We start from the raw sequence: 26,993 nt of genomic DNA, 5'->3' as shown, positions 1-26,993 counted from the left end.
GGCGATGTCGTGTGCGCCGTGCGCGGTCTGACCAAGACCTACCCGGCCGTCCGCGGCCGTCGGGGCACCCCGGCGACGCCCGAGGTCAGGGCCACCGACGACGTACGCCTCGACATCCGCCGCGGTGAGATCTTCGGGCTCCTGGGACCGAACGGCGCCGGCAAGTCCACCCTGGTCCGCCAGCTGACCGGGCTGATGCGCCCCGACAGCGGCAGCGTCGAGATCCTCGGGCACGACATCGTGCGCCACCCTGAGCGGGCCGCTCGGATCCTCGCCTACCTCGGGCAGGAGTCCACCGCCCTCGACGAGCTGACCGTCTCCCTCGCCGCCGAGACCACCGGACGGCTGCGCGGACTCGACCTGCGCACGGCGCGGGCCGAGCGGGACGCCGTCCTCGACGAGCTGGGCCTGACCGCGCTCGCCTCCCGCCCCCTGAAGAAGCTGTCCGGCGGACAGCGCAGGCTTGCCTGCCTGGCCTCCGCGCTCGTCGGGCGGCGCCCGCTGCTCGTGCTCGACGAGCCCACCACCGGCATGGACCCTGTCGCCCGGCGCGCCGTCTGGGCCGCCGTCGACCGGCGCCGGGTGGACCAGGGCGCCACGGTCCTGCTCGTCACCCACAACGTCATCGAGGCCGAGACCGTCCTCGACCGGGTCGCCGTCATGGACGAGGGGCGGGTCATCGCTTGCGACACCCCGGCCGGGCTCAAGGAACGCGTCGCGGGCGAGGTGCGGGTGGAACTCGTCTGGCGTACGAGCGCCCCGCTGCATGTCCCCGAGGTCGCCGCCCTGCGCGACCGCGCGGTCGAGTCGGGCCGCCGCTGGACGCTGCGGCTCGCGCCGGAGGAGGCCCGCGCGGCCGTGGCCACGGTCACCGGAGGCGCCGCGTTCGCCGCCCTCGACGACTTCACCCTGGCCACACCGAGCCTGGAGGACGTCTATCTCGCCCTCGGCGGGCACGCGACGCAAGGACTGGTGAAGGCGTGAGTGCCCGGGGCGTGGAATCCGTACGGGAGGAGGGCGTCGTACGTGTGCCGAACAGGACGGCTGCCGGAGTGAAGGGAAGCAGCTCGACGTGAGTGTCGTACCCGCCGGAGTTCTGCCGGGCAGTGCGCTGCCGCTGGCAGCGGACACCGGTGCCGCGGAACTGGGGCCGCCCGCGCGGCTCTGGCCGTCGCTGGCCGCCGTGTACCGGGCGCAGCTCTCCCGGGCCCGTGTCGCGCGGATCCCGCTGCTGTTCGTGGCCACCTTCCAGTCCGTCGGCATCATGATCATGATGCGCGGAGTGGTGGACGGCGGCGCCGAGGCGCGGGCCGTGGTGGCCGGGTCGACCGTCCTGGTCGTCGCGTTCGTCGCCCTCAACCTGCTCGCGCAGTACTTCGGACAGCTCCGGGCGAGCGGCGGGCTCGACCACTACGCGACGCTGCCGGTGCCCCCGGCGGCCGTGGTGCTCGGGGCCGCGGGCGCGTACGCGTCCTTCACCGTGCCCGGCACCCTGGTCACCGCCGTCTTCGGCTGCGTGCTCTTCGGGCTGCCGCTCGCCCATCTGTGGGTGCTCGCCGCGGTCGTCCCCCTCGCGGGCGCCGCACTCGCCGGTCTCGGAGCCGCGTTCGGGCTGCTCGCCCCCCGTCCCGAGCTGGCCACCCTGCTCGGTCAGCTGGGCATGTCGGCCGCGCTGCTGCTGGGTGTGCTGCCCGCGGACCGGATGCCGACCGTGGTCCGGTACGCCCGCGATCTGCTGCCCTCGACCTACGGCGTCGAGGCCTTCGCCCGCACCTTCGGCGCCCATCCCGACTGGGCCGCCGTCCTCGGCGATCTGGCCGTCTGCGCCGGGGTCGGGGTCGTCTCGCTGGCCCTGGCGACCTGGGCCTACCGCCGGGCAGCCGTCCGGTGACGCGGGTGACAGCCGGGCCTGGCACGATGTCAGGGTGACCGCTCCGCTGACTCCACCTCCGCCGCCGCACGAACAGTCCCCCCAGGACCGGCAGCAACCGCACCATGCCTGGCAGGCCCCGCAGACGCACGGACCCGCGGCGCACCCCGCGTACCCGGCGGCGTACGAGGCCTCCTACGGACAGGACGGACCCGGGATGAAGACCGAACTGCGGGAGGCCGCCGTGATCACGGTGGCGGTGGCGCTCGCGGGGGCGCTCCTCGGAGTGCTCTGGTGGTGGCTGGCACCCCACGTGCCGCTGATCGCGGACGACACCACGGTGTACATCAAGGACACCGAGGGGGAGCAGGCCATCGGCGTCGATGGAACGTTCACTCTTCTCGCCCTGGGCTTCGGGGCCCTGAGCGCGCTGGTCGTGTTCCTGCTGCGCCGGCGCGGTGGTGTGCCGCTGGTGGCGGCGCTCGCCCTCGGCGGTCTGCTGGGCTCGCTGCTCGCCTGGCGCATCGGCGTCTGGCTCGGTCCGACGCAGAACGTGGTCGCGCACGCCAGGGCCGTCGGCAAGGGCGTCACGTTCTCCGCGCCGCTGAAGCTCGGCGCGAAGGGCGCGCTGCTCGCGTGGTCGCTGACCGCGCTGGTGGTCCATCTGGCCCTCACCGCCCTGTTCGGTCCCCGGGACCCCGATCCGTACCAGCAGAGCCCGTACCGATCGACGCCCTCAGGGCCCCCCGTCTAGTCCCACCGGTCCCGGGGCGGTGTGCACCGCCGGCCGGTCCCGGAGCCCCGTGGGGGAGACCGGTCCCGGCCGGCGGTGCCGTGCTGCGGAGCGTGGGTCATGCCGGACGGCGGCCGTGGTTCGGGCGGCCCTTTCTGGTGCGCCACTTGCGTTTGCGCGTTCTCTTCGACATGTCCCTCGTGCTTAACCGAGGACCGGACATCCGTCGAGGGCGCGTGCACGGCGCGTCCGCGGGGGCCTCGCCGAGCGGCACGCGCGCGTGGCCGTGACCGGGACGGCCGGGCCGGCGCGTGGCGGTGTCAGGCCGTCACGCGCGTCCGACGGGCGCGGACACCGCCTCCGTGAGCTGCGCCAGGTCGGCCGGGGACAGTTCGACCTCCAGGCCGCGACGGCCCGCCGAGACACAGATGGTGGCGTGGGCGGCCGCGGAGGCGTCCAGCACCGTGCGGAGCCTCTTGCGCTGGCCGAGCGGCGAGATGCCGCCCCGGACGTAGCCCGTCGTACGCTCCGCCGCCGCGGGGTCGGCCATCGCGGCCCGCTTGCCGCCCACGGCGATCGCGAGGGCCTTCAGGTCGAGCGAGCCCGCCACCGGGACCACCGCGACCACCAGCGCGCCGTCCACGTCCGCCACCAGGGTCTTGAAGACCCGCTCGGGGGAGACGCCCATGGCCTCGGCGGCCTCCTCGCCGTAGGACGGGTGGGAGGGGTCGTGCTCGTACGCGTGGACCGTGTACGGCACCCCCGCCTCGGTCAGCGCCACCGTCGCCGGGGTTCCTCCGGGCTGCTGCTTCTTCGACTTCTTCGCCATCGGCCTTCCCGCGCGCGTCAGTTCAGGCTCGTCGGGCCGCGCGTCAGTTCCGACGCGGGCAACGACGGCAGATTACGGATGATGGCCGTCTCCGTGCGCAGCAGTTTCAGCTCCTCGCGCAGCCGGGAGGCCGTGTCCGGGGCCTGGAGCAGGCTCTGCCGGGCCGGGACGTCCAGCATCACGGCGGCGGCGACGAGGTAGGACACCACGGCCGGTTCGTCCGGCAGGTCCGCCCCGGTCGACAGCGAACGCTCGCGCGCTCCGGCCAGCCGCTTCTGGTACTGGCGGAAGGCACGCAGCACGCCCTCGGCGAGCGCGCCCGCCTCCTCGCCCGGTTCCTCCGGCAGTTCCTCCAGCTCGGCCGTCAGATACGGCCCGGAGGCGTCCACCGAAAGGAGCCGGACGCGGGTCGTCCCGGTGGCCAGCACCTCGAAGCTGCCGTCGGCGCGCTCCCGGACGGTCGCCGCGTCCGCGATGCAGCCGACCGCGTGGAAGGCCTTCACCGGGTCGTCGCCGAAGCCGGCCGCGGGCCCGCGCTCGGGCACGGCGGTCTGGTCCGGCATGCCGGGAGCGGTGGGCGAGACCTCGTGGCCGTCGCGGATGGCGACGACCGCGAAGCGGCGCGGTTCGTCCTCGGCGATCTTGAGCAGATCGCGCATCATCGCGCGATAGCGCTCCTCGAACACGTTCAGAGGAAGCACGAGCCCGGGGAACAACACCGAGTTCAGGGGGAAGAGCGGGAGCCGGACGGTGGTCACGACGCGAAAGCCTAATGGTCGCCGGAGCGATCACGACCGTCGTGCCCACCGACTGGATGCCGATCAGGGCGCGGAGCCCGCAGCGGAAGCCCCGCCGCGACCTCCAGACGGACGCCGTCGCGCATCTCCAGGAACTGGCCGAGCGGGTCGTCGGAGACCCGGTCCCAGGGGAACGAGGTCGCGTACGGGCCGACGAGGCGCAGCTGTTCCAGGGCGTCCTGCCAGCGGTCGAGGCGGATGAGGACGTAGATCAGCAGGTTGCGCACCTCGGCGGGCCACGGGTCGGCGGCGGCGTAGGTGGCGGAGAGCTCGATCGCGAGGTCGGCGGCCGCGTCCAGTCGCTTCCGCGGGACGCCGGGACCGCCGCCCTCGGTGAGGTACGCGAAGGCGGCGCGGACCGGCAGCGCCTGGACGAGGGAGCCCGGCAGCGCGTCCGTGGCGGCGGGCTCGGCGAAGTCGAAGCACTCCTGGTGCGAGCCGTACCAGGCCGCCGACAGGTACTGGAGGGCGGCGACGTGACAGCCATAGTGGTGCGGTGAGCGCCGGACGGCCTCGCCCCACAGCCGCTCGAACGCGGTGTGCCCGAGGTTCGTGCCGCGCGCGTGGTCGAGCGCGATCCGCCACGGCACCGGGTCGCGCGGATCGCCCTCGGCGGCGGAGGTGATCAGCGGGCTCGCCTCACGCATAAGCTCGGCCCGCGCGGGCGACTCCCAGCCGCGTCGCACCGCCAGCTCCGCCCTGACGAGCAGCGCGTCCGGATCGTGCGGGTCGGCGGCCCGCCATTCCCGCAGCCACTGGTCGCGGGAGCGCGCGAAGGCCGCCAGGCGCAGGGCATACCGGTCGCGGCTCTCCCACTCGGCGGATTCACGGGTGGCGGCGAGCAGTTTCGCGGCGGGGGCGTACTCGCCTCGGCCCGCCGCGACGAGCGCGGGGCCGAGACGTTCGTCGGGCGCGTCGAGCAGCACCTCGTCGTCGGCGGGCAGCCCGACGGCGAGGCGGGAGGTGTTCCGTGCCATCCGGGCCGTACGGATGAGAGCGCGCAGCAGTGCCATGGTGTCGACCATTGAAAACCGCAGGTCGGGGCTGCACCAGAGGGAGGCGGTGACGCTTTCGTAACCGTCGATCGGTTGCTTCGGGACCGGTCAAGGACGGGCAAAGAGTGGCTCGTTCCGGTGCTCGGACTCCGCGTGGGGCCTGACCTGCTCCGGGACCGTCCAGGGCGCCCACGGCGAGGTGCGCGGACGGGGCGGCGGGAGCGGCCCCGGGCGGTACGGGCCGCCGCCTCAGCCGCGTCGCAGCAGCCGGGTCGCTCCGGCCGCCACCGTCGTCGCCAGGATCCAGCCGAGGAGGATCACCGCGGCGGACAGCCACTGCCAGCCGCCGCGCAGCTGCCAGGCCCCCACCTGGCCCAGGTCGATCACCGGCAGCAGCAGGTCCAGGGCGAAGAGCGAGGCGTTCCACTGGGGATGCGAGCCCGCGTCGACCGGCGGATGGTCGGCGTGCGCGAAGGCGACCGACGCCGCCGCCCACAGCACCGCCATCCACAGGGCGGCCCGGCCGGGCCGGTACCCGTAGGCGACCGTCCAGTCCTGCGCGTACCCCCAGAGTTTCGCGGCGAGGGGCAGGGTCTCGCGGCGGCGGCGCTGCTTGGCGAGGAGCACCTCGCGGGCGTCCTCGTCCTCGCCGGAGCCGCGCAGCACGGCGGCCAGCCGCTCGTACGGCTCCGGGTTGTACTCGGCGGTCGCCGCCGCCACCCACTCCAGGCGCCGGGTCAGGGGGAAGGCGCCCTGCGGCACGAGGCTCTCGTAGGCGAAGCCGCCCATGTGCAGCGCGCCGGGGGCGGGCCAGCTGGACGCCCGGTCGACCAGGGTGACGATCCGCGCGCCGGACAGCACGACCTTGCCGCGCTCCGGCGCCTCGCCGAGGAAACGCAGCTCGGGCGTCTGGACCCGGCGCAACGACAGCTCCTGGTCCTCGCCGAGGACGAAACGGGCCCGTTCCAGGTCGAGCGCGTCGCCGAACCGTCCGTCGTCCAGGCGGACGCCGCCCTGGCACTCGAACCGCTGCACCAGCGTGCCGCGCGCCGGGGTGGTGCCGCTGGTCAGCACCGGATTGCCCAGGCCCGCGGGGGTCATGTACACCGTGCGGTTGACGGTCAGCTGGGGGGCGTTGAGGGCGAGCCGGGAGTACGGGTTGCTGAGCCGGCTGCCGCGCAGGCTCAGCGAGACGCCGACGCTGGCGCCGCGCAGACTCAGCTCGCCGTGCGACTCCAGCATCTCCGCCTGGAGGTCCTGCCCGACGGTCATCCCGTCGCCCGTGATCGACCGCCCGCGCCGGTCCCGGTAGACCACGGCCTGGTTGAGCAGCAGGTCCGTACCGATGTGCGCGTCGGTCAGCCGGACACCGTTGTGGAAGCGGCATCGGGGCAGATGCAGATCGCCCTCGGTGTGCAGCCGGGCCGCCTCCAGACGCGGCACCGCGCAGTCCACCAGCCGTACGGTCGTGAAGCGGGACTCCGGCAGCAGGACCTCCTTCTCGAAGCGGCACCCCTTCAGCTCCACGTACGGCACCACCGTGCCGCCCGCGAGGTCGAGCACTCCGGTGATCAGCACGCCGGTCAGCTTCAGGGAGGCGACCCGGCCCTGCAGGGGCGGCGGCCCGTCGAGCAGCAGCCAGGCGACGATCCGCGCCCGCACACTCCGCTCGGGGCCCCAGGGATGGCCGCCGTGCGGATCGTCGGCGGTGCCGTCCCCGCACCGCAGGTCGTACACGCTGCCGTTGCGGAACGCCTGCCACATCCCGGCCTCGGCGGCGGTCAGTTCGTCCGGCAGGTCCCCGGTGCGGACGCCGGCACCCTCGGTCACGGCACGTCCCTTCCTCCCCGGCTGTTCGCGGGTTTCGTACATGCGTGCAATGCCCGCTCAGTGACCGCCCGAACGCTATCGGTGAAGGGGATCTTCCGGTGAACCCAAGGTGGCTTGTATCAGCCATTGATACAGGCGTCCGGCGTCTCCGTGCCGTCTGAGAGAATTGTCCCCGTGATCTCTCGAATCGATCTGCGCGGTGACGCCCTCCCCGAGGGCACCGCCCTGCGCGACCTGCTGCCCCGAGCCGACTTCGACGTCTCGGCCGCCCTGGAGAAGGTGCGTCCGATCTGCGAGGCCGTGCATCATCGGGGCGACGCGGCGCTGATCGACTTCGCGGAGAAGTTCGACGGGGTCCGGCTGGACTCCGTACGGGTCCCGGCCGAGGCGCTCACCGACGCGCTGGAGCAGCTCGACCCCGCCGTGCGCGCGGCCCTGGAGGAGTCCATCCGCCGCGCCCGCCTGGTCCACCGCGCACAGCGCCGGACGACGCACACCACCCAGGTCGTGCCCGGCGGCTCGGTCACCGAGAAGTGGGTGCCGGTCGACCGCGTCGGGCTGTACGCGCCCGGCGGCCGCTCGGTGTACCCCTCCTCCGTGATCATGAACGCGGTCCCGGCGCAGGAGGCCGGCGTCGGGTCCATCGCGCTCGCCTCCCCGGCCCAGTCCGCGTTCGGCGGCCTGCCGCACCCCACGATCCTCGCGGCCTGCGCCCTCCTCGGCGTCGACGAGGTCTACGCGGCGGGCGGCGCCACGGCCGTCGCGATGTTCGCGTACGGCACCGAGTCCTGCCCGTCCGTCGACATGGTGACCGGCCCCGGCAACATCTGGGTCGCCGCCGCCAAGCGCTACTTCACCGGCCGCATCGGCATCGACGCGGAGGCCGGCCCGACCGAGATCGCCGTCCTCGCGGACGACACCGCCGATCCCGTGCACGTCGCCTCGGACCTGATCAGCCAGGCCGAGCACGACCCGCTCGCCGCCGCCGTCCTGGTCACCGACTCCGTCTCCCTCGCGGACGCCGTGGAGAAGGAGCTGGAACCGCAGGTCGCGGCCACCAAGCACATCGAGGACCGCATCGTCCCGGCCCTGAACGGCCGGCAGTCCGCCATCGTCCTGGTCGACGGCGTCGACGAGGGCCTGCGCGTGGTGAACGCGTACGGCGCCGAGCACCTGGAGATCCAGACCGCGGACGCGGCGGCCGTCGCCGACCGGGTCAGGAACGCCGGGGCGATCTTCGTCGGCCCCTGGGCCCCCGTCTCGCTCGGCGACTACGCGGCGGGCTCCAACCACGTCCTGCCCACCGGCGGCTGCGCCTGCCACTCCTCGGGCCTGTCCGTCCAGTCCTTCCTGCGCGGCGTCCACATCGTCGACTACACGAAGGACGCCCTCGCCGACGTCGCCCACCACGTGGTGACGCTCGCGGAGGCGGAGGACCTGCCCGCGCACGGCGCGGCGGTCAAGGCGAGGTTCGGATGGAAGGTACCCGAGGGCAAGTGACCGGCATCGACGATCTCCCCGTCCGGGACGAGCTGCGCGGCAAGTCCCCCTACGGGGCGCCCCAACTGGACGTCCCCGTACGGCTGAACACCAACGAGAACCCCTACCCGCTGCCCGAACCGCTCGTCGAGCGGATCGCCGAGCGGGTCCGTGACGCGGCCCGCGGGCTCAACCGCTACCCCGACCGGGACGCGGTGGAGCTGCGCACCGAGCTGGCCGCCTATCTGACGAAGACCGGAGGGCACCCGGTCGGCATCGAGAACGTGTGGGCGGCCAACGGCTCGAACGAGGTCATCCAGCAGCTGCTCCAGACCTTCGGCGGGCCCGGCCGCAGCGCGATCGGCTTCGAGCCCTCGTACTCGATGCACGCGCTCATCGCGCGCGGCACGGGCACGGCCTGGATCCCGGGCCCGCGCAGCGCGGACTTCACCATCGACGTCGCCGCCGCCGAGCAGGCCGTCGCCGAGAACCGGCCCGACGTCGTCTTCATCACCACCCCCAACAACCCCACCGGTAACGCGGTCCCGCGCGAGACGGTCCTCGCGCTGTACGAGGCCGCGCAGCGGGCCAAGCCGTCGATGGTCGTCGTCGACGAGGCGTACGTCGAGTTCAGTCACGGCGACTCGCTGCTGCCGCTGCTCGAAGGACGGCCGAATCTCGTCGTCTCCCGCACGATGTCGAAGGCATTCGGCGCGGCGGGACTGCGCCTCGGCTACCTCGCCGCCCACCCGGCCGTGGTGGACGCCGTCCAGCTCGTCCGGCTGCCCTACCACCTGTCGGCCGTCACCCAGGCGACCGCGCTGGCCGCCCTGGAGCACACCGACGTCCTGCTCGGATACGTGGAGCAGCTGAAGGCCGAGCGGGACCGGCTGGTCACCGAACTGCGCGCCCTCGGCTTCGAGGTGACCGAGTCCGACGCCAACTTCGTGCAGTTCGGCCGGTTCGCCGACTCCCACGAGGCCTGGCGGCACATCCTCGACCGGGGCGTCCTGGTCCGGGACAACGGCGTACCGGCGTGGCTGCGGGTCTCCGCCGGAACCCCGGAGGAAAACGACGCGTTCCTCGACGCGGTACGTGACTTGAAGAAGGAGCAGAGCGCATGAACCGCGTAGGACGCGTGGAGCGGGTGACGAAGGAGACGTCCGTCCTCGTCGAGATCGACCTCGACGGATCGGGCAAGGTCGACGTGTCGACCGGCGTCGGCTTCTACGACCACATGCTCGACCAGCTCGGCCGGCACGGCCTGTTCGACCTCACGGTGAAGACCGAGGGCGACCTGCACATCGACTCCCACCACACCATCGAGGACACCGCCCTCGCGCTCGGCGCCGCCTTCAAGCAGGCGCTCGGCGACAAGGTGGGCATCTACCGCTTCGGCAACTGCACCGTCCCCTTGGACGAGTCCCTCGCCCAGGTGACCGTCGACCTGTCCGGCCGCCCCTACCTCGTGCACACCGAGCCCGAGAAGATGGCGCCGATGATCGGCGAGTACGACACGACGATGACCCGGCACATCCTGGAGTCCTTCGTGGCCCAGGCCCAGATCGCCCTGCACGTCCACGTGCCGTACGGGCGCAACGCGCACCACATCGTGGAGTGCCAGTTCAAGGCGCTGGCCCGGGCCCTGCGCTACGCCTCCGAGCGGGACCCCCGCGCCGAGGGCATTCTTCCTTCCACCAAGGGCGCACTGTGAGCGACGCACGCGCGGCCACCGGGCCGCAGACAACGACGATGGCCGCACCGCCGCGCCGTGCGGGCGGAGAAGCGAACGGGACAACACTGTGACCGGTCTTTCCAGCATTCTCATCGTCGTCGGTCTCTTCCTCCTCGGCGGTATCTACTCCTTCGTCAAGCAGCAGATGCCGAAGAGCCTCATCGTGCTGCTCTCCTTCGGTGCCGCGATGTGTCTCGTCGCGGGCGTGATGCGGCTGGCGGTGTGGGCGTGAGCGCGGCCGCCAAGAAGGTCGTCGTCTTCGACTACGGGTTCGGCAACGTGCGTTCCGCCGAGCGAGCCCTGGCCCGCGCCGGAGCCGAGGTGGAGATAACGCGCGACTTCGACACCGCGATGAACGCGGACGGACTGCTGGTGCCCGGCGTCGGCGCCTTCGCCGCCTGCATGCGGGGCCTCAAGGAGGCCCGCGGCGACTGGATCATCGGCCGCCGGCTGGCCGGCGGCCGCCCGGTGATGGGCATCTGCGTCGGCATGCAGATCCTCTTCACGCGGGGCATCGAGCACGGCGTGGAGACCGAGGGCCTCGACGAGTGGCCCGGCACGGTCGGACCGCTGGAGGCCGACGTCGTGCCCCACATGGGCTGGAACACCGTGGAGACCCCGCCCGGCTCGCGGCTCTTCGCGGGGCTCGACGCCGACGCGCGCTTCTACTTCGTCCACTCCTACGCCGTCCACGACTGGTCCCTTGAGGTCGGCAACCCGCTGATGCGCGCGCCCCTGGTGAGCTGGTCCACGCACGGCAAGCCGTTCGTGGCGGCCGTCGAGAACGGCGCCCTGTGGGCCACCCAGTTCCACCCCGAGAAGTCCGGCGACGCCGGAGCCCAGCTCCTCACCAACTGGATCGGAACACTGTGAGCAAGCTCGAACTCCTCCCCGCCGTCGACGTCCGCGACGGCCAGGCCGTCCGTCTCGTGCACGGCGAGTCCGGGACCGAGACCTCGTACGGCTCCCCGCTGGAGGCGGCACTCGCCTGGCAGAGCGCGGGCGCGGAGTGGCTGCACCTCGTCGACCTGGACGCCGCGTTCGGCACCGGCGACAACCGCGACCTCATCTCCGAGGTCACCCGCGCGATGGACATCAAGGTCGAGCTGTCCGGCGGCATCCGCGACGACGCCTCCCTGGCCGCCGCCCTCGCCACCGGTTGCACCCGCGTGAACCTCGGCACCGCCGCCCTGGAGACCCCCGAGTGGGTCGCCAAGGTCATCGCGGAGCACGGCGACAAGATCGCCGTCGGCCTCGACGTCCGCGGCACGACGCTGCGCGGCCGCGGCTGGACCCGCGACGGCGGGGACCTCTACGAGACGCTGGAGCGCCTCAACTCCGAGGGCTGCGCCCGCTACGTGGTGACGGACATCGCCAAGGACGGCACCCTCCAGGGCCCCAACCTGGACCTGCTGCGGACCGTGTGCGCCGCCACCGACCGTCCGGTGGTCGCCTCCGGCGGGGTGTCCTCGCTGGACGACCTGCGCGCCATCGCCGAGCTGGTGCCGCTGGGCGTCGAGGGCTCCATCGTGGGCAAGGCGCTGTACGCCAAGGCGTTCACCCTCGAAGAGGCCCTGGAAGCGGTGTCCGCGTGAGCGCCGTACGCCGGGTGAACACCGGGGCGCCCTGGGAGGACGCCTTCGGGTACTCCCGCGCGGTGGAGCTGCCGAACGGCCTGGTGCTGGTCTCCGGCTGCACCTCCGTGCTCGACGGCGAGATCACCGAGGGCGGCCCGTACGACCAGGCGATCACCTCCTTCAACGTGGCCTTCGCGGCGCTGGAGCAGCTCGGCCTCGGCCGGGAGGACGTCGTCCGTACGCGCATGTACATCACGCACGCCCGGGACGTGGAGGACGTCGGCCGCGCCCACAAGGAGCTGTTCGACGCCATCCGTCCCGCCTCGTCGATGATCATCGTGTCCGGGTTCGTGGACTCGCGCCTGGTCGTCGAGGTCGAGGTCGAGGCGTTCCGTCCGGGCGGCCCGGTGGACGAGGAGGCGTCGTGAGCCTGGCTGTTCGGGTCATCCCCTGCCTGGACGTGGACAACGGCCGGGTCGTCAAGGGCGTCAACTTCCAGAACCTGCGCGACGCGGGCGACCCGGTCGAGATGGCCAAGGTGTACGACGCCGAGGGCGCCGACGAGCTGACGTTCCTGGACATCACCGCGTCCTCGGGCAATCGCGAGACCACGTACGACGTGGTGCGCCGCACCGCCGAGCAGGTCTTCATCCCGCTGACGGTCGGCGGCGGTGTCCGCACCGCCGAGGACGTCGACAAGCTGCTCCGGGCCGGCGCCGACAAGGTGGGCGTCAACACGGCCGCGATCGCCCGGCCCGACCTGATCCGCGAGATCGCGGAGCGGTTCGGCCGCCAGGTGCTGGTGCTCTCCGTGGACGCGCGCAGGACCGAGAGCGGTTCGTTCGAGGTCACCACGCACGGCGGCCGGCAGGGCACCGGCATCGACGCCGTCGAGTGGGCGCACCGGGCGGCCGAGCTGGGCGCGGGCGAGATCCTGCTCAACTCGATGGACGCCGACGGCACGAAGGACGGCTACGACATCGAGATGATCGAGGCCGTACGCAAGCACGTCACCGTTCCGCTGATCGCCAGCGGCGGGGCGGGCCGGCTCGACCACTTCCCGCCCGCCGTCGGAGCGGGCGCCGACGCCGTACTGGCCGCGTCCGTCTTCCACTTCGGGGATCTGCGGATCGGCGAGGTCAAGGAGACCCTGCGGGAGGCCGGACACCCCGTCCGCTAGTCCCGCTCACCGGACACCGTACGACGTCAACGGCCCGCACCCGAGCAGCACTTGCTGCCGGGTGCGGGCCGTTCTCGTGCTGCGGCCGTGGGGCGCGGGGGCCCGGCCGTGACGTCGTCCGTGCGCGGGCCGATCCGGCCGTCCCCGGCGTGGACGGTGCCGGTTCCGGCCGGGGGGGAGGACACGGCGGGAGTCGCCGTCGCCCGGTCGGACGGGTGCGGCCGGGTGCAAGCCAAGGCCGGTGATTCTGCCGATGTGCGCGGGCGGTCGAGGGCCGGACAGTTGCCACCGCAACCACCGAGACGGACCCCGCCGTTCCACGGCGTGCGCCATCCGACACCCACGCCACGGCGGCGCCGTGACGCGGTGCGGGTCCGTCGTCCCTCACCGAGAGGATGCACCCACCGTGCAGCAGAACCGCGCACTCCCCGCCGCTCCCGGCGGCCCCGCCCCGTCCGGACACCGGCCGCACCGGCTCACGAGCCGTCTGGTGCGGGCCGGTCTCGCGGCGCTCCTGGCCGCCGGCGGACTCGTCGCCGCCCAGGCCACCGGAGCGCAGGCCGCCGCAGAGCCGGCCGTCGCTGCGCAGCTCGCCGCGAACCCCTACGAGCGCGGCCCCGCCCCCACGACGGCCAGCATCGAGGCGACCCGCGGGTCGTACGCCGTCTCGCAGACCAGCGTCTCCTCGCTGTCGGTGTCCGGCTTCGGCGGCGGCACCATCTACTACCCGACCTCGACGAGCGACGGGACCTTCGGCGCGGTCGCCATCTCCCCCGGATACACCGCGTACCAGTCGTCCATATCCTGGCTCGGGCCGCGGCTCGCCTCCCAGGGCTTCGTGGTCTTCACCATCGACACCCTGACCACCCTCGACCAACCCGACAGCCGTGGGCGGCAGTTGCTCGCCGCACTCGACTACCTGACCCAGCGCAGCTCCGTGCGGACCCGGATCGACAGCACCCGGCTCGGCGTGATGGGCCACTCCATGGGCGGTGGCGGCACGCTGGAGGCGGCGAAGAGCCGCCCGTCGCTCCAGGCGGCCATCCCGCTCACCGGCTGGAACCTCGACACCACCTGGCCGGAGATCAAGACGCCGACCCTGATCGTGGGCGCCGACGGTGACACGATCGCGCCGGTGGCCACGCACTCCGAGCCCTTCTACCGGAGCCTGCCGAGCACGCTCGACAAGGCCTACCTGGAGCTGCGGGGCGCCACCCACTTCACGCCCAACAGCTCGAACACCACGATCGCGAAGTACAGCATTTCGTGGCTGAAGCGGTTCATCGACGACGACACCCGCTACGAGCAGTTCCTGTGCCCGCTGCCGCAGGCGTCCCTGACGATCGCCGAGTACCGGGGCAACTGCCCGCACACCTCCTGACCCCGACCCGCACCGCCCGTGCGCGGGTGACGGCCACCGGAAGCGGTGGCCGTCACCCGCGTCCGCGCCCGGCCCCGGGAGGGGTGCGACCGCCGGGGGCCGGGGCGCGGCGGCACTTGTGCCGGTGCACAAGCCTTGCCCCCCGGGCCTGGGAGTCCGCCCAGCCGGCACCCCGTCGGCACCCTGTCCTTCCTGGTCACAGCGGGTTTCCGGGGTGAGTCGGGCAAGTGAACGCGGGTCTTCCGCCTTCGTTTACGCGGAAGTAACGTGACCGTCGTGACGGGAAACGCGACTGCGCGAAGTCCACTCCGGACAGCGGGCCGGAGCGCCTTGACGCCGCCCTCGCACGGGGCGGCACACGAACCGGGCCGGAGCCGCGACCCGGGCCGCCCGGCTCCTCCCGGGTGCCCGGCGGATCCCCCCGACCTGCCGGGCTCCACTCCACCCCGGGCCGCAGCGACCGCCCCCGAGCCGCTCGACCGCGCCGACGACGCCGGCACCGGACGGGCCGCACGTCGTCCCGGGAGCCCCCGGAGCCGGGACCCGCAGGACGGTGCCGAGCACCGGGGGCCGCCGGTCGACCCGCGTCGACCGACGGCCGTATACGACACCGGCCCGCGGGGCACCGCCCGGGCCGGTGGACGCTCGGGACCCGGAGGAGCGCCGGGGGTCGCTCCGGCCACCGGCGAACTCCCGGGCCCCGCAACGGAGTCCGCCACGCGGCCGGCCCGTCCCGGCGAACCGTCGGCCGTGCTTCGGGCCGACGACGGGCGTACCCGAGCCGCCGGACTTCCGGGTCCCGCACCGGGGCCCTGCGCCGGGCCCACCCGCCCGGGCGGACCGTCGACCGTCCCTCCGGGCAAGGACGGACGTACGGAATCCGCCGGACCCGCCCTCCCCGCCGGGGGAGCCGAAGCCGGACCGGCCGGCGGCGACGGGTTCGCGGGCGCGGATTCCGCCGGTCCCGCATCCGGGCTGCCCGGGTCCGGAACCGCCGACGCGACCGGACGCGCCCTCGGGCTCATCGACGCGGCCGAGCGGGCCCGTCTCGCCGGACGTCCGGCCCGGGCGCGGGAGCTGCTCGCGGGCGCCGGGTACGAGGGGGCGCCCGACGTGGTCCGCGGGGCGGCCCAGCTGGTGAACGGGCAGCTCGGCCTCCAGGACGGTCCCGTCGCCGACGCCCGCGAAGTACTGCTGCTGGCGGCCGAGTTGCTGGCCGAGGCCGAGCCCGCCCGCGCCCTGGCCGCCCGGCTCGCCGCGATGGAGGCCGCCTGGGCGATGGGCGACGCGGCGGCCTGCCTGGAAGCCCTCGGCCCCGGGCCCGGACGGCGCGGATCCGACGACGTGAACCCCGTTGCGGGGGCGGCGCGTTCCGGGGGACCGGACCACGTGGCCGGGCCGCCGGAGGGAGACGGCGGGGTCGCCGCGTACCGGGCCGGGATGTCGGCGGTCATGCGGGGCCGCCTGGACACCGGACGGACGCGGTTGCGGGAAGTGGTCGACGGGGCGGGGGCCGCCGGGATTCCCGACGGCCCCGAGTCCCTGCTGCTGGCCGGGGGCGCCGCGCTCGTGGCCGGGGACCTCGCCGCCGCCTGCCGGGCCAACGCCCGTGCGCTGGCCGTGGCCAGGGCGCGCGGACCGCGCATCCTGGTCGCCCAGGCACTGGAACGCCTTGCCTACGGGGAACTGCGTGCCGGCCGGCACGCGCGCGCCCGCGCCCACGCCGAGGACGGCCTGCGCACCGCGCTCGCGGCCGGGCAGAGCAACCTCGTGGCCCACCACCATGCGATCCTCGCGCTGGCGGCGTCCGTCGAGGGGTCGCAGGAGGCCGTCGCGGAGCACGCGTCCGCCGCCGAGCGCATCGCCGCCCCGCACGGTCTCGCGCAGGCCGCCACCCTGTCCCAATGGGCGCGGGCCCGTGCCGATCTGGCCCGCGGCCGGCTCCCGGAGGCCGCCGCGCGGCTCGGCCCGCTGATCGGGGCCGGGCCGCGGCACGGACACTTCGCCCTGCGGATGCTCGCCGTCCCCTGCTTCGTCGAGGCCGCCGCCCGCACCGGCCAGGCGGAGGCCGCCCGGTCGGCACTCGCCGAGTTCACGCACTGGGCCGCGCAGGGCGCCGATCCACAGGCCCCCGCGCAACTGGCTCGCTGCCGGGCGCTGTTGAGCGACGGGGACGGCTGCGAGCCGCTGTACGCCGCCGCGCTCGCCCATCACGAGGAGGCCGGCGGCGACTTCGAGCGCGGCCGTACCCAACTCCTCTACGGGGCCTGGCTGAGGCGGCGGCGCAGACCGGGGGAGGCCCGCGGGCGCCTTCGGGACGCGCTCGTGTCCTTCGAGCGGGGCGGCGCGCTGGGCTGGGCCGCGCAGACGAGAGCGGAACTGCGGGCCACCGGCGACGCGGGCCCCGCCGAACCGGTGGGTCCACTCGCCCTCCTGACGCCCCAACAGCTGCGGATCGCCCGCTGCGTGGCGGAGGGGGCGACCAACCGCGAGGTGGCGCTGCGCCTGTCGGTCAGCCCCCGCACGGTGGACCACCACCTGCGGAATGTCTTCGCCGCCCTGGGGGTCCGCTCCCGGGTGGAACTCTCCCGCTGGGTGGAGCGCGCGGAGAAGACCTCCGCACACCCCTAGGTACCGACTGGGCGGTATGTCATCCTGCGGGATCAGGAGGTCCGGAGCACCCGTGTGCCGCGCGTCGGCCGCCGGGACCGGCCGGACCGAGCCGACTCCGGTGGAGGACAGCGATGCAGCACCTCGTACCCGCCCACGGCCGGCCCCTGCCCGGACGGCGGCCCCTGGTACCGGCCGCGCGCTCCGCCGTCGACGCGGAGGCGCTCTCGGTCCTGCACCGCGCCGCCCGGGCGCTGATGGCGGGCCTGCCCGAACTGACCGAGCGTCTGATGACCCTGCTGAGGGAGCGTGAACCCGCCTACCGCACGGCCATGGAGGCCGACGCGGACGGCGTGCGCGACGAGGTGCAGCGGTCGTTGCGGCTCAACGTCGGCTCCCTGATCCGGCCCGGCGAACTGCGCGAGGACGCCCAGCGCTGCTCCTGGGCCATCGGCAGGGCGCGGGCCGAGCGCGGACTCCCGCTGGACGCCCTGCTGCGCGCCTTCCGTCTCGGCGGCGGCATGATCTGGCAGGAACTCGTCGACGAGACGACCCGCCGGCATCCCGCCGACGCCCGCCTGCTCGTCCACGTGGCCGCGGATGTCTGGAACTTCGTCGACGACCACTGCGCGGTGGTGGCCGACGCCTACCGGCAGACCGAGCGTGAGCTGATGTGGCGCCGCGAGAACAGGCTGCGTCTGATGACGGCCGCGCTGCTCGACGGCACCGCGCGGATCGCCGACCTGCCCGCCACCGCGGCCGCCCTCGGCCTCCCCGAACAGGGGAGGTACGCGGTCCTCCTGGCCCGCGTGCCCGCCGGCCGGGCGTTCGCCGACGCGCGGAGCCAGGTGCGCCTCTCGGGCCTGCGGGTCCTGTGGTACCGCGACCGTGAACGCGATGGCGCGGGCAGCTACGGCATCGTGCTGCTCGGGGGTCACCCCCACGACGGGGACGGACCCGGCCACGGCCACGACAGCGGACTCCTCGACACCGGCGCAGGACCGGAGTACGGCACGGAGGGGCGCCCCTCGGACGGCGGCGACGGCGGCGACGGACCCGACGAGGGGCGCCCATGGGCGTACGGACTCGACGTGGACGCCGGGGAGATCGCCCGCCGGCTGACCGCGCCGCCGGTGGCCCGGATCGGGGTCAGCCCGGTGGTGGAGGGACTCGCGGCGATCGGTGACGCCCGCCGGCTGGCCGACACCGCCCTGCGGGCCTGCCCGCGGTCCGGCGGCACCGTCGTGCTGGAGGAGCACCTGCCCGCGGCGCTCGTCGTCTCCGCGCCGGCCCTCGGTGCCGCGCTCGCCGAGCGGGTCCTCGGGCCGCTGCTGCGGCTGGACCTGTCCGACCGGGACATCATGCTGGACACCCTCACGGCCTGGCTCGCCTGCGACGGGTCCGCCCAGCGGGCCGCAGGGCGGCTCTACTGCCACCGCAACACGGTCCTCAACCGGCTGCGCCGCTGCGAGCAGCTCACCGGCCGCTCGCTGACCCGCCCGGCGGACGTGGTGGAGCTGTCCCTGGCGCTGGCCGCACACACACTGCTCGACCCCTGAGCGGCGCCCGGCGTCCTGCCGCGAGGGGAGCCGCGACCGCAGCGCGAAAGGAAAGTTGCGCAATTTTTATTGCGCAACTTTCCCTTCGTATCTACGCTGACGGCATGCCACGCAAGGAAGACCGGCGGATCAGCGACATGGGGACGCTCAAGGCGATCGCCCACCCGCTCCGCATGCAGCTGTACCGCGCCCTGCACGTCGCGGGTGCGGCCACCGCGTCCCAGCTCGGTGAGCAGGTCGACGAGGCACCCTCACTGGTCAGTTACCACCTGCGCAAACTCGCCGAGCACGGCCTGATCGAGGCGGCCGAGCCGCGCAGCGGAGACGGCCGTGAACGCTGGTGGCAGGCGGCCTCGGAGGGCGTGAGCGTCCACGACGAGGACTTCCGGAGCGCCCCCGAGACGGCCGCCGCCCACACCGCCTTCGCCCGGCTCGTCGTCGACCAGCGGGCCGCCCTCTACCGGCGCTTCCTGGACGAGCGGCACGCCTGGGGCACCGAATGGGGCGACGCCGCGTCCGACTCCGAGTCCAACCTGCGTCTGACACCGGCCGAACTGATCGCGCTCAACAAGGAGTTGCTCGACGTCATCCGGAAGTACGACGAGAAGGGCCGCGCGGACGAGGCGGCAGGCGACACCGAGGGGCGCGAGCACGTCGCCCTGCACACGTACGGTTTCCCGTTCCGCGCCTGACTCCGAGAGGACCCGGTCCATGACCACGACCGTGATACCGCCCGCCGTCCGGCCCCCCGCCGGACCCGCCCACCGCGACGGCAACGTACTGCGCTGGCTCGGTGCCTACACGGCCTCGATGATCGGCGACAACGTCTTCTACATCGCCCTGTCCTGGGCGGCCGTCCGGTCCGGCACGCCCTCGCAGGCGGGGCTCGTGATGGCTGTCAGTGCCGTGCCGCGGGCCCTGCTGATGCTGGGCGGGGGAGTGGTCGCCGACCGGTTCGGGCCGCGCCGGGTGGTCATCGGGAGCGACGCGGTGCGGTGCGCGGCCGTCCTGACCGTCGCCGCGCTGCTCTTCGTGGCCCGTCCCGGGCTGTGGCTGCTGGCGCTGCTGGCCGTGGTCTTCGGCATCGTCGACGCCGTGTTCATGCCGGCCGTGGGCGCCCTGCCCGCCCGGGTCACCGGCCGGGACCAGCTCGCCCGGGTCCAGGGCATGCGCGGCCTCGCCGTCCGGTTCGCCAACGTGGTGGGCGCGCCCCTCGGCGGACTCGGCGTGGCCCTCGGCGGCTCGGCGACGGCGTTCGCGCTCGCCGGCCTGCTCATCGCGGTCTCGGTGCCGCTGCTGATCTCCGTACGGATGGGGGAGACGCCGTCGGCCGACGACGCGAACACGGCGAACACGGCGCCCGCCGGTGCCGAGGCCGTCGGCCCGCCCGGGGACCCGGACGGCGCCCCCGCGCGCGGGGACGTGTCCGGCCCGCACGCACGCGTGTCCGGCGCCGAGGACGGTACGGCGGCGGTACCGGAGCGACCCGCCACCGCGTGGCGCGATCTGCGCGACGGACTGCGCTACATCCGCGGCCACCGGGTCCTCGCCCCGCTCATCGTCACCATCGCCCTCGGTGACCTCGGCTTCGTCGGCCCCCTGAACGTGGGACTGGCCCTATTGGCCGACCGGCGAGGGTGGGGCGCTTCCGGCATGGGCCTCGTGGTCGCCGCCTTCGGCGCCGGCGCGGGAGCCGCCGCGCTGCTGCTGGCCTGGCGCGGCACCCTGCCGCGCGCCGGGAGCGCCGGCGCCGCGGCACTCCTCGGCGGCTCGGTCGCCATCGGCGCCCTCGCGCAGGTGCCGGGCGTGGGCGCGGCCGTCGGTGTCGCCCTCGCCATCGGACTGCTCGCCGGACTCAGCGGGGCCCTGTGCGGAGCACTCCTGCAGACCCAGTCCGACCCCGTCTACCTGGGCCGGGTCACCGCCGTCGCCGGCATCGTCAGTCTCGGCCTCGCCCCGCTCAGCATGCCGCTGACCGCCGCCGCCATCGGCTGGTGGGGCACCGGACCGGTCTTCGCCGGCAGCGCGGTCGTGTGCGGCCTCGGCGGGGTCGTCGCGCTGGCCGTACGGGACCTGCGGCGGGCCGAGCTGCCCCGCTGACGGTGCGCGACCGAACGAGCCGGGTGCCCACGGCCGCCGGCCGGCGAACGACGACCGCCGCGGCGGGGGACTCCCGGCCCGGTGTCCTCAGATCCCCAGCTGCTTCCCTTCCTGAAGCCTGGTGATCGCCTCCTTGTCGCCGTCCAGCCCGACGTCCGCGACGGCCTGCCGGCCGAACGCGAACATCAGCAGCTCGGAGGGCTCGCCGGTCACCGTCACGACCGGCGTGTTCTTGTTCAGGACCGTCGTCTGGCCGTTCGGGCGCCGCAGCACCACGCCCGTCGGGGAGCCGCGCCCCATCAGCCGGGCCGTGCGCTCCAGACGCGACCAGAGGGCCTCCTGGAACACCGCGTCCAGCGGGCGCGGAGTCCAGCCGGGCTGCGCCCGCCGCACGTCCTCGGTGTGGACGTAGAACTCGACCACGTTCGACGCCTCGTCGATCTGCTTCAGCGAGAACGGCGAGAACCGCGGCGGGCCCGTACGGACCAGTTGGACCAGTTCCTCGTACGGCTTCGTGGCGAACTCCGCCATCACCCGGTCGAGGCGCGGGGCGAGCTGCTTGACGAGGAGGCCGCCGGCCGCGTCGGGGCGGCGCTCGCGGACCACCACATGGGCCGCGAGGTCCCGGGAGTTCCAGCCCTCGCAGAGGGTCGGGGCCTCCGGGCCCACGGCTTCCAACAGGTCGGCGAGAAGGAGTCGTTCACGCTTCGCATGGGTCGACATGCCAGCCAGCCTACGACCGGGTAGCCGGTCCGCCCAGTGGAGGACAGGGCGGATCCGGCCAGGGCCGCCCCGGGGACGGCCATCAGGTCCGGCCTGTGGACAACGGACGGGTCCGTCCGCCGGGCGCGGCACAATGGCACGCATGACCAGCACGCCTCCGCCCAGCAGCCTCGACCCCGAGATCGCCGCCCGCCTCAAGCGCGGCGCCGACGGACTCGTCCCCGCCATCGCCCAGCAGTACGACACCGGTGAGGTGCTGATGCTCGGCTGGATGGACGACGAGGCGCTGCATCGCACCCTCACCACGGGTCGCTGCACCTACTGGTCGCGCAGCCGCCAGGAGTACTGGGTGAAGGGCGACACCTCCGGCCACGTCCAGCACGTGAAGTCCGTGTCCCTGGACTGCGACGCGGACACCGTCCTGGTGCGTGTCGACCAGGTGGGTGCCGCCTGCCACACCGGCGACCGCACCTGCTTCGACGCCGACGTGCTGCTGAAGGACGCCGGGACCGCACCCGGGGGCGCCGATTCCGGTGCACCCGCGCGGAATCAGTAAGGTCAGCCGCCATGGACCTCGAGACGTTCCGCAAGCTGGCCACCGACCGCCGTGTCATCCCCGTCAGCCGCAAGCTGCTCGCGGACGGCGACACGCCGGTCGCGCTCTACCGCAAGCTGGCCGCCGAGCGCCCCGGCACGTTCCTGCTCGAATCCGCCGAGAACGGCCGCACCTCCCTGTCCTGGTCCCGCTACTCCTTCGTCGGCGTCCGCTCCGCCGCGACCCTCACGGAGCGGGACGGACAGGCGCACTGGCTCGGCACCCCGCCGGTCGGCGTGCCCGTGGACGGTGACCCGCTCGTCGCCCTGCGCGCCACCATCCAGGCGCTGCACACCCCGCACGGCGAGGGCCTGCCCCCGTTCACCGGCGGCATGGTCGGCTATCTGGGCTACGACATCGTGCGCCGCCTGGAGAAGATCGGCCCCGGCGAACGCGACGACCTGAAGCTGCCCGAGCTGACCATGCTGCTCACCAGCGACCTGGCCGTCCTCGACCACTGGGACGGCTCGGTCCAGCTCATCGCCAACGCGATCAACCACAACGACCTCGACACGGGTGTCGACGAGGCCTACGCCGACGCGGTCGCCCGCCTCGACGCCATGGAGGCCGACCTCTCGCGCGCGGTCTCCCAGCCGCCCGCCGCGCTCCCGCCCTCGGAACTGCCGGAGTACACCGCGCTCTGGGGCGGCCCCGACTTCCGGGCGGCCGTCGAGGACGTCAAGGAGCGCATCCGGGCCGGCGAAGCCTTCCAGGTCGTCCCCTCCCAGCGCTTCGAAACGCCCTGCACGGCCAGCGCGTTGGACGTCTACCGCGTGCTGCGGGCGACCAACCCGTCCCCGTACATGTACCTGTTCCGCTTCGACGGATTCGACGTCGTCGGATCCTCCCCGGAGGCCCTCGTCAAGGTCGAGGACGGGCAGACGATGGTGCACCCCATCGCGGGCACCCGGCCGCGCGGCGCCACCGTCCAGGAGGACCAGGCCCTCGCCGACGAGCTGATCGCCGATCCCAAGGAGCGCGCCGAGCACCTCATGCTCGTCGACCTCGGACGCAACGACCTGGGACGGGTCTGCGAGCCGGGCTCCGTCGAGGTCGTCGACTTCATGTCCATCGAGCGGTACTCGCACGTCATGCACATCGTGTCCACGGTGACCGGCCGCGTCGCCGCCGGCCGCACCGCGTTCGACGTGCTCACCGCCTGCTTCCCCGCCGGCACCCTCTCCGGCGCGCCCAAGCCGCGCGCGATGCAGATCATCGACGAACTGGAGCCCTCCCGGCGCGGGTTGTACGGCGGCTGTGTCGGCTACCTGGACTTCGCGGGCGACTCCGACACCGCCATCGCCATCCGCACGGCCCTGCTGCGCGACGGCACGGCGTACGTCCAGGCGGGCGCCGGCATCGTCGCCGACTCGGTCCCGGAGGCGGAGGACGAGGAGTGCCGCAACAAGGCGGCGGCGGTACTGAGGGCAGTCCACACGGCGAACCGCCTCGGCACCTGACCCCCGCGGCCGGGCTCAGCCCCCGGGGCCCGGAGGGCCGAGCCGAGGGCGTCACGCAGGCCGGGCGCCGCGGTCGTCACCCCCGGCGAACGGGGGGACGGGCCCACCCGGCGGTGCCCCTCGCGCGCCCGGACCGGCCCCCTGGAGCGGTCGGGCGGCGGGCAGTTGAAGGACGTCCGGCCGGGGGCGCGGCCGGGCCGGTGCGGGCAATAGGACGAGGGTCACGTGTGCCCCGGGTGACGGTTCGCCCGGGGTTCAGGCGATAGTGGAGTACGTGACTGCTGTACCTCACCCCCGATCCGAAGCCGCCGGACCCTCCCGGTCCGGCCGCCGCAGCCTTGGCGTGGCCCTGCTGAGCGGTGCGCTCGGCGCGGCCGTGGCCCTGCTGTCCACCCGGCAGAGCTGGGCGGAGGGGACCGCGACCGTGGCCGGCGGCGCCTTTCCGCTGACCGCCAAGGGCAGCGACGTCACGGGTGTGCCCGCGGCGCTCGCGATAGTCGGCCTCGCCGCGCTCGTCGCCGTCTTCGCCGTCCGCCGCTCCGGCCGCCTGCTGGTCTCCGTGCTGCTCGCCCTCTCCGGCGCGGGCACGGTCGTGGCGGCCGTCCTCGGCGCGGGCGACAGCTCGGCCCTCGACGAACAGGCCGCCGCCGCCTCCGGCAACACCGCCGCCACCGCGGTCGGACTCAGCCACACCGCCTGGCCGTACGTGGCCGCGGCGGGCGGCGCGCTGATCCTGCTGGCCGGCCTGCTCGCCGTGCGCTACGGCCGGCTGTGGCCCGCCATGTCCGGCCGCTACGAGCGCGACGGCGCCCCCCGGCCCCGCAGGACGAAGCCGGTGGACCCGGACCGCCCCGAGGACCTCTGGAAGGCCCTGGACCGCGGCGAGGACCCGACCGGCCCCGACCCCGCCGGGACCTGAGACCCGCCCCGGCAGGACCTGCGTCCCCGCCCCGCCGGGTCCCACGCCCCGGGCCGCACGTCCCGACCTGTCCGGACCGGCGCGCGAGCGGCCACCCCCGGCTCACGGCAGACCCGTCCGTACGGGACAATGGACGGTGAGCGTCCGACTCACACACGCACACAGCAACGAGGAGCAAGTCATGGCGGGCAGCAGCCACGGTCACACCCCGGCCGCCTGGACCGGTGTCATCATCGCCTTCATCGGTTTCTGCATCTCGGGTGCCTTCATGGTGATGGCCGACCCGCTGGGCTTCTGGGCCGGTCTGGTCGTCGTCGCCCTCGGTGGTGTCGTCGGCATGGTCATGCGGAGCATGGGCCTGGGCCAGCCGAAGACCTCCTCCCCGCAGGTCGCGCGCGCCCGGGAGACCGCGAGCGCCGACGCCTGATCCGCGAAGGTCTTCGCCGAAAGGCGGTCCCGGCACATCCGCCGGGGCCGCCTTTCGCGTACCGGGCGAGCGTCCGCCCCGCGCGCGGGGCAGAATGCGTCGGGTGAACGCCGAATCCCAGAGGGTGACGCAGACCGGGAGCCCCGCACCCCGGAGCACGTCCGGCACCAAGCCGCACACCGGTCCTGCCGCGCCGGCGCACACCGTCCCCGCTCCGGCCCCGGCGGCCCCCGCAGGCCCTTCGACGGGGGCGGGCACCGGCGCGGTCCTGCGGCGACTCGCCGTCCCGGCGGGGATGCTCGCGGCCGTCGTCGGCGCCTTCGCCTACGTCGGGGCCGTCGACCCCAACCAGCCGGGCCACTACCCGGTCTGCCCGCTGCTGCGCCTCACCGGCGTGTACTGCCCCGGCTGCGGCGGTCTGCGCAGCGCGCACGCCTTCGTCCACGGAGACATCGCCGCCGCGCTCACGGACAACGCGCTCGCCGTCGCCGGCTATGTCGTCTTCGCCGCCGTGTGGGCCTTCTGGGTGATCCGTGTCGTGCGCGGCCGGCCCACCCGGCTCGACCTCGGACCGGTCCACCTGTGGAGCGTGGGCGCGTTGGTGCTGGTCTTCACGGTTGTCCGGAACCTGCCCTTCGGCGGCTGGTTGCATCCTTGATCAAATGACAAATGTCCAGGTAGTGGGACCGGCGTCAACCGGATGCGAGGGCTACGCCTTCCTCCGGATACCATCGCAGTGACCCACTTTTCCGTCAGCGACGGTGAACCCGGGTCGACTGCTCCACCGCTTCAACCGTCCACCGCAGGGAAGGGGGCCGCTCGCGTGAGTGTGCTCGACGAGATCATCGACGGAGTCCGTGCCGACCTCGCGGAGCGGCAGGCGCGCGTCAGCCTCGACGAGCTCAAGGAGCGCGCGGCGAAGGCTCCCGCGGCCAAGGACGGCGTCGCCGCCCTGCGAGGTGACGGCGTCAAGGTCATCTGCGAGGTCAAGCGGTCCAGCCCCTCCAAGGGCGCGCTCGCCGCGATCGCCGACCCGGCGGCCCTGGCGGCCGACTACGAGGCGGGCGGCGCGGCCGTCATCTCCGTCCTCACCGAACAGCGCCGCTTCGGCGGTTCGCTCGCCGACCTGGAGGCCGTCCGCGCCCGCGTGGACGTCCCGGTCCTGCGCAAGGACTTCATCGTCACGTCGTACCAGCTCTGGGAGGCCCGCGCGTACGGCGCCGACCTGGCGCTGCTCATCGTCGCGGCCCTCGACCAGCCCGCCCTGGAGTCCCTCATCGAGCGCGCCGGGTCCATCGGGCTCACGCCGATCGTCGAGGTGCACGACGAGGACGAGGTCGAGCGGGCGGTGGACGCCGGAGCGAAGATCATCGGTGTCAACGCGCGCAACCTCAAGACGCTGAAGGTCGACCGCACCACCTTCGAGCGCGTCGCCCCCGAGATCCCGGACGACCTCGTCAAGATCGCCGAGTCCGGTGTCCGCGGCCCGCACGACCTCATCGCGTACGCCAACGCGGGCGCCGACGCCGTCCTCGTCGGCGAGTCCCTCGTCACCGGCCGCGACCCGAAGACCGCCGTCTCCGACCTCGTCGCCGCCGGTGCCCACCCGGCGCTGCGGCACGGACGGGACTGACCCGCCGGTGACCACCCCGACCCTCGCCGCCGCCGTACCCCGTCCGGGCTCCCGCCCCGACGGTGTACCGGCGCGCGCGGGGTCGGCCCTGCCGGACCGGTCCGGCGATCTCCTCCGGTCCCGCGCCGGATCGCCCCTACCGTGCACGGACGACGCGGACTCCGTCCCGTCCGCCGCGCCGGACGGGCCCCTCGACCTCGCCGGCCGCTCCCGGGCCGGGCGGCCCTTCGTGCCGTCCGGCGCGGCGCTCCCCGCCGCCTCCTCGGCCCGCGATCCCTACGCGCGGCTGGCCCGCGGCTGCCGTCCGCGCGGCTGCCGGGCCCCCGCCCGCCGCGTCCACGGACGCCGCGTCCGCTACGTCATCGGCGACGAGCCGGGTCAGGTCAACGGCATGCGATGGCCCGGGCGCGTACGCGCGCTCCCGTCCCGTCCGGCCGGCCCCACCTCACAGGCGGCCTGAACACGGTTCTTCCTCCGGGGGGACCGGCCGGTACCGCACCCCCCGTTCCCGTGACAGCACGTCCGTCGCGGTCCGGAGGGGCACGCGGCGGGGCGACGGTG

27 protein-coding genes and 1 pseudogene are annotated in these 26,993 nt (G+C 74.1%); 23 read left to right on the top strand and 5 right to left on the bottom strand.

Annotation, left to right across the window (positions count from 1 at the left end):
- Window positions 1–9 precede the first annotated feature (9 nt).
- The 3 genes from B0675_RS00320 (at window position 10) to B0675_RS00310 (ending at window position 2,624) form a co-directional block, all read left to right on the top strand.
- Window positions 10–984, top strand: a complete 975-nt coding sequence (locus B0675_RS00320; RefSeq protein ID WP_081216714.1) for an ABC transporter ATP-binding protein — start codon at window positions 10–12, stop codon at window positions 982–984.
- Between the two features lie 88 nt (window positions 985–1,072).
- A complete protein-coding gene (locus B0675_RS00315) occupies window positions 1,073–1,891 on the top strand; it encodes an ABC transporter permease (protein WP_081216713.1) in 819 nt (272 codons plus the stop codon).
- Between the two features lie 34 nt (window positions 1,892–1,925).
- A complete protein-coding gene (locus B0675_RS00310) occupies window positions 1,926–2,624 on the top strand; it encodes an AAA family ATPase (RefSeq protein WP_081216712.1) in 699 nt (232 codons plus the stop codon).
- A gap of 307 nt (window positions 2,625–2,931) precedes the next feature.
- On the opposite strand, the gene ybaK is transcribed toward B0675_RS00310, so the two are convergent.
- The 4 genes from ybaK to B0675_RS00290 all read right to left on the bottom strand — a co-directional run bounded on the left by ybaK (window position 2,932) and on the right by B0675_RS00290 (window position 7,054).
- A complete protein-coding gene (gene ybaK / locus B0675_RS00305) occupies window positions 2,932–3,432 on the bottom strand; it encodes a Cys-tRNA(Pro) deacylase (protein ID WP_081216711.1) in 501 nt (166 codons plus the stop codon).
- A gap of 17 nt (window positions 3,433–3,449) precedes the next feature.
- Complete coding sequence (locus B0675_RS00300) at window positions 3,450–4,190, bottom strand: LON peptidase substrate-binding domain-containing protein (protein ID WP_081216710.1); 741 nt, start codon at window positions 4,188–4,190, stop codon at window positions 3,450–3,452.
- 11 nt (window positions 4,191–4,201) lie between these two features.
- Window positions 4,202–5,254 (bottom strand): hypothetical protein, encoded by a 1,053-nt coding sequence (locus B0675_RS00295; RefSeq protein WP_179165206.1) that lies wholly within the window; start codon window positions 5,252–5,254, stop codon window positions 4,202–4,204.
- Window positions 5,255–5,473: 219 nt separating this feature from the next.
- A complete protein-coding gene (locus B0675_RS00290) occupies window positions 5,474–7,054 on the bottom strand; it encodes an oxidoreductase (protein WP_081216709.1) in 1,581 nt (526 codons plus the stop codon).
- Between the two features lie 174 nt (window positions 7,055–7,228).
- Here B0675_RS00290 and hisD point away from each other — a divergent pair, with 174 nt between their 5' ends.
- The 13 genes and pseudogenes from hisD to B0675_RS00230 all read left to right on the top strand — a co-directional run bounded on the left by hisD (window position 7,229) and on the right by B0675_RS00230 (window position 20,675).
- Complete coding sequence (gene hisD, locus B0675_RS00285) at window positions 7,229–8,554, top strand: histidinol dehydrogenase (protein WP_081216708.1); 1,326 nt, start codon at window positions 7,229–7,231, stop codon at window positions 8,552–8,554.
- Window positions 8,551–9,657, top strand: coding sequence for a histidinol-phosphate transaminase (locus B0675_RS00280; protein WP_241539657.1), 1,107 nt, complete (start codon window positions 8,551–8,553; stop codon window positions 9,655–9,657). Before hisD ends, B0675_RS00280 begins: the two co-directional genes overlap by 4 nt.
- Entirely contained in the window at window positions 9,654–10,247 is a 594-nt protein-coding gene (gene hisB / locus B0675_RS00275; RefSeq protein ID WP_081216706.1) for an imidazoleglycerol-phosphate dehydratase HisB, read from the top strand. Before B0675_RS00280 ends, hisB begins: the two co-directional genes overlap by 4 nt.
- A gap of 88 nt (window positions 10,248–10,335) precedes the next feature.
- Window positions 10,336–10,500: a hypothetical protein gene (locus tag B0675_RS41215; RefSeq protein WP_179165205.1), complete on the top strand. Its 165-nt coding sequence runs from the start codon at window positions 10,336–10,338 to the stop codon at window positions 10,498–10,500.
- Window positions 10,497–11,141, top strand: coding sequence for an imidazole glycerol phosphate synthase subunit HisH (gene hisH, locus B0675_RS00270; RefSeq protein ID WP_179165204.1), 645 nt, complete (start codon window positions 10,497–10,499; stop codon window positions 11,139–11,141). Before B0675_RS41215 ends, hisH begins: the two co-directional genes overlap by 4 nt.
- Window positions 11,138–11,863, top strand: coding sequence for a bifunctional 1-(5-phosphoribosyl)-5-((5-phosphoribosylamino)methylideneamino)imidazole-4-carboxamide isomerase/phosphoribosylanthranilate isomerase PriA (priA, locus tag B0675_RS00265; protein ID WP_081216704.1), 726 nt, complete (start codon window positions 11,138–11,140; stop codon window positions 11,861–11,863). The genes hisH and priA overlap by 4 nt, the downstream gene beginning before the upstream one ends.
- A complete protein-coding gene (locus tag B0675_RS00260; protein WP_081216703.1) occupies window positions 11,860–12,273 on the top strand; it encodes a RidA family protein in 414 nt (137 codons plus the stop codon). The genes priA and B0675_RS00260 overlap by 4 nt, the downstream gene beginning before the upstream one ends.
- Window positions 12,270–13,025, top strand: a complete 756-nt coding sequence (hisF, locus tag B0675_RS00255) for an imidazole glycerol phosphate synthase subunit HisF (protein ID WP_081216702.1) — start codon at window positions 12,270–12,272, stop codon at window positions 13,023–13,025. The genes B0675_RS00260 and hisF overlap by 4 nt, the downstream gene beginning before the upstream one ends.
- Window positions 13,026–13,431: 406 nt before the next feature.
- Window positions 13,432–14,406: a dienelactone hydrolase family protein gene (locus B0675_RS00250; protein ID WP_081216701.1), complete on the top strand. Its 975-nt coding sequence runs from the start codon at window positions 13,432–13,434 to the stop codon at window positions 14,404–14,406.
- Between the two features lie 1,029 nt (window positions 14,407–15,435).
- Window positions 15,436–17,037: pseudogene (locus B0675_RS00245) on the top strand (helix-turn-helix transcriptional regulator); the annotation flags it as partial.
- Between the two features lie 113 nt (window positions 17,038–17,150).
- Entirely contained in the window at window positions 17,151–18,575 is a 1,425-nt protein-coding gene (locus B0675_RS00240; RefSeq protein ID WP_081216700.1) for a PucR family transcriptional regulator, read from the top strand.
- A 104-nt stretch (window positions 18,576–18,679) separates the two neighbouring features.
- A complete protein-coding gene (locus B0675_RS00235) occupies window positions 18,680–19,267 on the top strand; it encodes a helix-turn-helix domain-containing protein (RefSeq protein WP_081216699.1) in 588 nt (195 codons plus the stop codon).
- A 19-nt stretch (window positions 19,268–19,286) separates the two neighbouring features.
- The gene (locus tag B0675_RS00230; RefSeq protein WP_081216698.1) at window positions 19,287–20,675 is read left to right on the top strand and encodes an MFS transporter; all 1,389 of its coding nucleotides are present in this window, start codon (window positions 19,287–19,289) and stop codon (window positions 20,673–20,675) included.
- An 87-nt stretch (window positions 20,676–20,762) separates the two neighbouring features.
- Here B0675_RS00230 and B0675_RS00225 read toward each other — a convergent pair whose 3' ends face one another.
- The gene (locus B0675_RS00225) at window positions 20,763–21,398 is read right to left on the bottom strand and encodes a TIGR03085 family metal-binding protein (RefSeq protein WP_081216697.1); all 636 of its coding nucleotides are present in this window, start codon (window positions 21,396–21,398) and stop codon (window positions 20,763–20,765) included.
- A gap of 142 nt (window positions 21,399–21,540) precedes the next feature.
- Here B0675_RS00225 and hisI point away from each other — a divergent pair, with 142 nt between their 5' ends.
- The 7 genes from hisI to B0675_RS42525 all read left to right on the top strand — a co-directional run bounded on the left by hisI (window position 21,541) and on the right by B0675_RS42525 (window position 26,892).
- Window positions 21,541–21,954: a phosphoribosyl-AMP cyclohydrolase gene (hisI, locus tag B0675_RS00220; protein WP_107482523.1), complete on the top strand. Its 414-nt coding sequence runs from the start codon at window positions 21,541–21,543 to the stop codon at window positions 21,952–21,954.
- 11 nt (window positions 21,955–21,965) lie between these two features.
- Window positions 21,966–23,453 (top strand): anthranilate synthase component I, encoded by a 1,488-nt coding sequence (locus B0675_RS00215; RefSeq protein ID WP_081216695.1) that lies wholly within the window; start codon window positions 21,966–21,968, stop codon window positions 23,451–23,453.
- A 265-nt stretch (window positions 23,454–23,718) separates the two neighbouring features.
- Window positions 23,719–24,372, top strand: a complete 654-nt coding sequence (locus tag B0675_RS00210) for a TIGR02234 family membrane protein (protein ID WP_081216694.1) — start codon at window positions 23,719–23,721, stop codon at window positions 24,370–24,372.
- Between the two features lie 181 nt (window positions 24,373–24,553).
- Window positions 24,554–24,799 (top strand): HGxxPAAW family protein, encoded by a 246-nt coding sequence (locus B0675_RS00205; RefSeq protein WP_081216693.1) that lies wholly within the window; start codon window positions 24,554–24,556, stop codon window positions 24,797–24,799.
- Between the two features lie 94 nt (window positions 24,800–24,893).
- On the top strand, window positions 24,894–25,457 hold the full coding sequence (locus tag B0675_RS41210; protein WP_081216692.1) for a DUF2752 domain-containing protein: 564 nt from the start codon (window positions 24,894–24,896) through the stop codon (window positions 25,455–25,457).
- Window positions 25,458–25,622: 165 nt separating this feature from the next.
- The gene (gene trpC / locus B0675_RS00195; RefSeq protein WP_081216691.1) at window positions 25,623–26,432 is read left to right on the top strand and encodes an indole-3-glycerol phosphate synthase TrpC; all 810 of its coding nucleotides are present in this window, start codon (window positions 25,623–25,625) and stop codon (window positions 26,430–26,432) included.
- Window positions 26,433–26,661: 229 nt separating this feature from the next.
- Entirely contained in the window at window positions 26,662–26,892 is a 231-nt protein-coding gene (locus tag B0675_RS42525) for a hypothetical protein (protein ID WP_081221501.1), read from the top strand.
- Window positions 26,893–26,993: the final 101 nt, after the last annotated feature.

This window comes from Streptomyces sp. M41(2017) (genome assembly GCF_002078175.1).
GTDB lineage: Bacteria > Actinomycetota > Actinomycetes > Streptomycetales > Streptomycetaceae > Streptomyces.
The sequence above is the reverse complement of the archived record's forward strand: the minus strand, read 5'-3'. Positions and strand labels throughout refer to the sequence as shown.

What these genes read in the sequence shown, in the direction of transcription:
- hisI (WP_107482523.1), top strand. Translation starts at nt 21,541, where the DNA reads ATGACCAGCACGCCTCCGCCCAGCAGCCTCGACCCCGAGATCGCCGCC.
- B0675_RS00205 (WP_081216693.1), top strand. Translation starts at nt 24,554, where the DNA reads ATGGCGGGCAGCAGCCACGGTCACACCCCGGCCGCCTGGACCGGTGTC.
- B0675_RS00215 (WP_081216695.1), top strand. Translation starts at nt 21,966, where the DNA reads ATGGACCTCGAGACGTTCCGCAAGCTGGCCACCGACCGCCGTGTCATC.
- ybaK (WP_081216711.1), bottom strand. Translation starts at nt 3,432, where the DNA reads ATGGCGAAGAAGTCGAAGAAGCAGCAGCCCGGAGGAACCCCGGCGACG.
- B0675_RS00240 (WP_081216700.1), top strand. Translation starts at nt 17,151, where the DNA reads ATGCAGCACCTCGTACCCGCCCACGGCCGGCCCCTGCCCGGACGGCGG.
- B0675_RS00295 (WP_179165206.1), bottom strand. Translation starts at nt 5,254, where the DNA reads ATGGTCGACACCATGGCACTGCTGCGCGCTCTCATCCGTACGGCCCGG.
- B0675_RS41210 (WP_081216692.1), top strand. Translation starts at nt 24,894, where the DNA reads ATGCGTCGGGTGAACGCCGAATCCCAGAGGGTGACGCAGACCGGGAGC.
- B0675_RS00230 (WP_081216698.1), top strand. Translation starts at nt 19,287, where the DNA reads ATGACCACGACCGTGATACCGCCCGCCGTCCGGCCCCCCGCCGGACCC.
- B0675_RS00235 (WP_081216699.1), top strand. Translation starts at nt 18,680, where the DNA reads ATGCCACGCAAGGAAGACCGGCGGATCAGCGACATGGGGACGCTCAAG.
- B0675_RS00225 (WP_081216697.1), bottom strand. Translation starts at nt 21,398, where the DNA reads ATGTCGACCCATGCGAAGCGTGAACGACTCCTTCTCGCCGACCTGTTG.
- hisB (WP_081216706.1), top strand. Translation starts at nt 9,654, where the DNA reads ATGAACCGCGTAGGACGCGTGGAGCGGGTGACGAAGGAGACGTCCGTC.